The following is a 6,186-nucleotide window of genomic DNA, read 5'->3' as shown; positions in this document are numbered from 1 at the left end:
GCGACAACTACAAGGTCAGCGCCTCCGCCGGCTTCCCGTTCGCCGGCGGCCGCGGCCATGTGCTCGTCAGCGGCACGCTCGCGCAGAAGGACGCCATCCACGACACCACCAACCGCATCTGGGACGCGCGCAACGACTGCGTGATGAACAACCCGGCCTACACCGCGACCAATGGGCAGCCGCTGCGGGTCACCGCCTCGAACTGCACCGCGGTGATGACGCTCGGCGGTTTGGTGATGACCGGGCCGCTGCGCGGCACGGCGTTCGGGCCCGGCGGGACGCCTTACCAGTACACCTTCGGCTCCATCGCCGGGAACACGCAGATCGGCGGCTCCACCTTCGGCGACGTCAAGCGGACCGAGGGCAATTCCCTGGACCCGGCGGAGAAGCGGCGGAACGTCTTCTTCCGCGGCAGCTACGACCTGACCGAAAACATCACCGCCTCCTACACCTTCAACTGGGCGAATTCGGACTCCGACGCCCGAGCGATGAACGTCTACCGGATCGGCTCCACCGGGGTGACGGTGCGGACCGACAACCCATTCATCCCGGCCTCCCTGCTCCCGGCTCTGGCCGGGGTGACGTCGTTCCGGGTGGATACGCTGAACGGCGACGTGCCCAACCTGCGCGGCCGCACCGACCGCTCCGTCACCCGCCACGCGGTCCAGCTGGACGGCCGGTTCGGGCTGTGGGGCGATGAGTGGGTGTGGAACGCCTACTATCAGCATGGCGAGGCGCGGAATGTGCTGAACGCCAACTCGCAGAGCCAGTCGCGCTTCCTGCTGGCGACGGACGCGGTGCGCGCGCCCAACGGCCAAATCGTCTGCCGCTCCACCCTGTCGGATCCGACCAACGGGTGCGTGCCGTTCAATATCATGGGCGAGGGTGTGAATAGCCAGGCGGCGATCGACTACATCTACGCCGTCGGCCACCTCGACCAGACCAACACTCAGAAGGTGGCGGCCGCCTCCGTCAGCGGCGACCTGCCGTTCGGTCTGCCGGCCGGACGGATCTCCGTCGCCCTGGACGGCGCCTATCGGGTCGAAAGCGCCAGCGGCGAGTCCAACCCCGGGGCAATGGCCAACGACTTCTGGGCCGGCAACTACAAGCCGATCAACGGCAAGTACGACGTGAAGGAAGCCGCGATCGAGACGGTGATCCCGCTGCTGCGGGACGTGCCGCTGGCCCAGGCGCTGGAGGTGAACCTCGCGGCGCGCGCCGCCGACTACTCGACCTCCGGGTTCGTGCTCACCTGGAAGGCCGGGGCGACCTATACGCCAGTCACCGACCTGACCTTCCGCGGCAACCTTTCGCGCGACATCCGCGCCGGCAACCTCGGCGAGCTGTTCGCGGCCGCGCCGACGCTGATCAACAACCCGGGCATCCAGGACCCGTTCACACAGACCACCGCCAACATCCGCAGCGGCTCGACCGGCAATCCGGACCTCGATCCAGAAAAGGCCGACGGCCGCGGCGTCGGCGTCGTCTATCGGCCGTCGTTCGTGCCGGGCTTCACCGTCTCGGTCGACTACTGGCGCATCGCCATCAAGGACGAGATCCGCACCATCAGCGTCGGCCAAGCGCTTCAGCTGTGCTTCTCGGGCAATGAAGGGGCCTGCCAGTTCATCACCCGGGCCGGGCCTGCGACCCTGCCGGGAGCGCCCGGCTCGCCCTACGCGGGCCAGCTGTTCGCTCCGCTCAGCACGGTGATCCCGGCCTACATCAACATCGCCAACTCGACCTACAAAGGGGTGGATCTGTCGGCGACCTACCGCTTCGACCTCAACGATCTGATGTCGTCTATGGCCGGGACCCTGACGCTAAACTGGAACCAGAGCTTCTATCTGAAGGGCACACGCGACCCGGGGCTCCCCGGCTCGTTCGTCTCCTACACAGACCCGACCTGGCGGGCCGTCGCCAACGCCTCGTATCGCTACGGGCCCTGGCTCGCAGGCGTGACGGCGCGCATCGCGCCGGACAACGCCTTCACCTACGAGACCGACCCACAGATCATCGAGTGCCAGTCCGGCTGCCCGCTGATCTCGACCCTGCCGGCCAACATCCAGACGCAGAACTACGTCTACCGCGAGGACTCGACCTTCATCGACGCGAACTTCGCCTACTCGTTCGAGATGGGGAACGCGGACATGCAGGCCTACCTCAACATCCGCAACCTGCTCGATCGCAGCCCGGTGCACGTGCCGACGGCGCAGCCCTGGACCATCCACCAGGCGATCGGCGGCGACGACGCGCTCGGCCGGCTGATCCGCGTCGGCCTGCGGGTGCGGATGTAGGTCCGCCCGCCCCAGACCAACACCTCAGTTATTCGGAGAGTACGATGGACCGGCGCAACCTGCTTGCGGCCATGTTGGCGGCGGGCCTCATCCCGCCCGGGCGCTCCGGCGCGCAGGTCGTGCCGGGCAACCTTGTCCCGCTGCGGGCTCCGGCGCCGCCGCGCGAGACGCTCGCGATCATCAACGGCAACGTCTGGACGATGGACGAGCGTCGCCCGCGGGCTCAGGCGGTTCTGATCGAGCAGGGCCGCGTCACCCGCATCGGGACCAGCGCGGACATTCGTCGTGCGGCGGGGAACGCGCGCGTCATCGATGCACGCGGGAACAGCGTGCTGCCGGGTTTCAACGACTCCCACACGCACATGGAGTTCTCGTCCTACTATTTCTCCGGTCTGCAGGTGGACGTCCATACCCCGCCGCTGAAGTCGCTGGAGGAGATCTTCGGGCGGCTGCGCGAGCGGGTGGCGAAGACCAGGCCCGGCGACTGGGTGCTGGCCCGCGGCTCGTTCAACATCCAGCAGCACGTCGTCGAAAAGCGCATGCCGACGCGGCAGGAACTGGACGCGATCAGCACGGCCCATCCGATTATCGTGCTCGGCGGGATGCATGCCTGGTCGATGAACACCCTGGCCTTCAGCCGGCTTGGCCTGTTCGACCCCGCCGAGGCGTCGAACCTGCGGTGGCGCGACGGCCGGCGGCGGATGGGCAGCGATGTCGCCCGCGACGCCGATGGCAAGCCGACCGGCGTGGTGACGGAGATGTTCGACCTGCTGCCGGAGAATGCCCACAGCTTTTCCGAAAAGCTGGAGGCCATCCGCAGCCAGGTGACGCCGCTGTTCGTCGCCAAGGGCATCACCTCGACCTCCACCATCCCGCTGTTCGACGACGACATGCGGGTTTGCCAGCGGCTCTATTCGGAAGGCGCGCTGCCGCTGCGGACCAGGTTCTATCCGGTCATTCCGTTCAAGATCGGCCTCGACGAGGTGCTCCACGGCGGGCTGATGTCGGGCTTCGGCGACGAGATGCTGACCTTCGGCGGCGTGAAGCTGTTCGTCGCTGGCGCCGGCTATGACGCCGCGTTCGAGCGGGTCACCGACATGCACTGGGCGCAGGAGGATCTCGAGGACGCGGTCATGCGCGCCCACGAGGCGGGGTTGCACATGATGCTTCACCAGGCTGGAACCAGCCTGAAGAACTGTCTGCAAGCGCTGGAAAAGGCGCAGAAACGTTCACCCCGCCCCCTGCGCCATCGACTGGAGCACTACGGCACGCTGACCGATGAGGAGATCGTGCGGGTCAAGCAACTCGGCATGCGCGTGGCGATCACCGCGCCCGTCGGTCCGGCGAGCGGCCGCTCGTCCAGCCGTTTCCCGCGCTACCGGGCGATGATCGACGGCGGCCTGAGGCCGGTGTCGATCAGCGACTCCACCGGGACCGTCCCGACCTTCAGCCCGCTGGCCGGCATCGCCGGGTTGGTGGCGAGCCAGGGCGACGGCGGCTCCGCCCCCGAGGGACAGGCCCCGACGCTCGAGGAAGCCGTCCGCATGTGGACGCTGTGGGCCGCCGAGTCCGTCCACGAGGAAGACACCCGCGGCTCGCTGACCCCGGGCAAGTTCGGCGACGTCGTGGTTCTCGACCAGAACATTGAACGTGTTCGCGGTCGCGACCTGTTCGGCGTCGGGGTGCAGGCGACGGTGCTGGGCGGGAAGGTGGTGCACGGCGGCTAAGCCCGCGGTCGTAACCAACGGCGCGGTTTCCGCGTCCGAAAGGTCGACGTCGGATCGTGGAACTATGGGGTCGGCGCGCAGTATTTCTTCGACGGCAAGAACGGCCTTCGGGTGGACTACACCCGCCAGGATTACAGCAGCGGCCTGCGCAGTGACGATACCTGGGCGGTGGCCTATACGCGGCGCTTCTGAGCGCTAGCCGTCCTCGCTCAGACCCTCTTCGCCGAGGAACTTGGCGAAGTCGCCGGTCTCGCGGAAGTCACGGTAGACCGAGGCGTAACGGACGTAGGCGACGTCATCGAGCTGCTTGAGCTGCTTCATCACCAGCTCGCCGATCGTCGACGACGGCAGCTCGGTCTCGCCGAGGCTTTCGAGCTGGCGGACGATGAGCGAGATCATCCGCTCCACCCGCTCCGGTTCCACCGGCCGCTTGCGCAGCGCGATGGAGAGCGAGCGGGCGAGCTTGTCGCGGTCGAAGGGCGTGCGACGGCCGGTGCGCTTGATGATGGTGATCTCGCGCAGTTGGACCCGCTCGAAGGTCGTGAAGCGGCCCTGGCAGTCGGGGCACAGCCGCCGACGGCGGATCGCCGCGCCGTCTTCCGAGGGTCGCGAGTCCTTCACCTGAGTTTCATCGTGGCCGCAGAACGGGCAGCGCATATCTCGTCCCCTCCCCGGCCATCTACCCCTATTACGGGTAGATGGGGAAGCGCGTGGTCAGCGCCTTGACCTCGGCGCGGACCTTTTGCTCGACCGCGGCATTGTCCGCCCCGCTGGCCAGCCCGTCCAGGACTTCCCCGATCCACTTGCCGACCTGGCGGAACTCCGCCTCGCCGAAGCCGCGGGTCGTGCCGGCCGGCGTGCCGACGCGCAGGCCCGAGGTCTGCATGGCCGGCAGCGGGTCGCCGGGGATCGAGTTCTTGTTGGTGGTGATGCCGGCGCGCTCCAGCGCCTGTTCGGCATCGGCGCCCGAGACGTTCTTCGGCGTCAGGTCGACGAGCATCAGGTGGCTGTCGGTGCCGTTCGAGACGATCTTGAAGCCAGCGGCCTGCAGGCTGTCGGCCAGGGCGCGGGCGTTGGCGATCACCTGCTTGGCGTAGGTCTTGAACTCCGGGCGCAGGGCCTCTCCGAACGCCACGGCCTTGGCGGCGATGACGTGCATCAGCGGGCCGCCCTGCAGGCCGGGGAAGACGGCGGAGTTGACCTTCTTGGCCAGCTTGGCGTCGTTGGTCAGGATCAGGCCGCCGCGCGGGCCGCGCAGGGTCTTGTGCGTCGTCGTCGTGACGATGTGGGCGTGCGGGAACGGGTTCGGATATTCGCCAGCGACGATCAGGCCCGCGTAATGGGCGACGTCGCACATCAGGATGGCGCCCACCTCATCGGCGATCTCGCGGAATTTCTTGAAGTCGATCTGCCGAGAATAGGCCGAGCCGCCGGCGATGATCACCTTGGGGCTGTTGGCCTTGGCGACCTCATAGGCCTCGTCATAGTCGATAAGATGGTCCTGGGCGCGGACGCCGTAGGCCACCGGGGCGAACCACTTGCCGGACTGGTTGACCGACTTGCCGTGGGTCAGGTGGCCGCCGTGGTCGAGGTTCATGCCCATGAAGGTGTCGCCCGGCTTCATGGTCACCATGAAGACCGCTTGGTTCGCCTGCGAGCCGGAGTGCGGCTGGACGTTGGCGAACTCCGCGCCGAACAGCTGCTTGGCGCGCTCGATTGCCAGCGTCTCGGCTTCATCGACCACCTCACAGCCGCCGTAGTAGCGCTTGCCGGGATAGCCTTCGGCGTACTTGTTGGTCAGGACCGACCCTTGCGCCTCCAGCACCGCGCGCGAGACGATGTTCTCTGAAGCGATCAGTTCGATCTGGTCCTGCTGGCGCTTCAGTTCGCCGCCGATCACCGCCGCGATGGCGGGATCGCCCGCACCCACGCCCTGGTTGAAGAAGTTCGAGGTCGAGGCTTGGGCGGTGTCGGTCACAGGCGGCCTTTCGGTTCAGCGAGGGCGGAAAGCGTGCGCTCCCTTACCCCTTTGCGCGCGCCGTTCCAACGCCCGGAACCAACCTTCTCCTTCTGCGTTGCAGACTAACCCAGGGTGCAAGCGTCAGGGAGGCGCCGGGGCTGTGCAGAGTCGCGACAAGGGGGAAGCTGAATGAGCGTTGGTCCGG

General features: G+C 67.4%; 4 protein-coding genes. 2 read left to right on the top strand and 2 right to left on the bottom strand.

Annotation, left to right across the window (positions count from 1 at the left end):
* Both ACILRF_RS13675 and ACILRF_RS13670 read left to right on the top strand, forming a co-directional pair.
* Positions 1–2,294: TonB-dependent receptor domain-containing protein (locus tag ACILRF_RS13675; RefSeq protein WP_395673799.1), on the top strand; the 2,294-nt coding region annotated here is incomplete at its 5' end.
* Positions 2,295–2,338: 44 nt separating this feature from the next.
* A complete protein-coding gene (locus tag ACILRF_RS13670; RefSeq protein WP_395673797.1) occupies positions 2,339–4,021 on the top strand; it encodes an amidohydrolase in 1,683 nt (560 codons plus the stop codon).
* A 195-nt stretch (positions 4,022–4,216) separates the two neighbouring features.
* On the opposite strand, the gene nrdR is transcribed toward ACILRF_RS13670, so the two are convergent.
* Together nrdR and glyA are read right to left on the bottom strand one after the other, a co-directional pair.
* Positions 4,217–4,678 carry a transcriptional regulator NrdR gene (gene nrdR, locus ACILRF_RS13665; protein WP_395673795.1) on the bottom strand — a complete coding sequence of 154 codons (462 nt, stop codon included), beginning with the start codon at positions 4,676–4,678 and terminating at the stop codon, positions 4,217–4,219.
* A 31-nt stretch (positions 4,679–4,709) separates the two neighbouring features.
* Positions 4,710–5,999, bottom strand: a complete 1,290-nt coding sequence (gene glyA, locus ACILRF_RS13660) for a serine hydroxymethyltransferase (protein ID WP_395673793.1) — start codon at positions 5,997–5,999, stop codon at positions 4,710–4,712.
* Positions 6,000–6,186: the final 187 nt, after the last annotated feature.

The organism is Phenylobacterium sp. (genome assembly GCF_044236515.1).
GTDB lineage: Bacteria > Pseudomonadota > Alphaproteobacteria > Caulobacterales > Caulobacteraceae > Phenylobacterium.
This window is presented reverse-complemented; position numbering and strand designations above follow the sequence as displayed.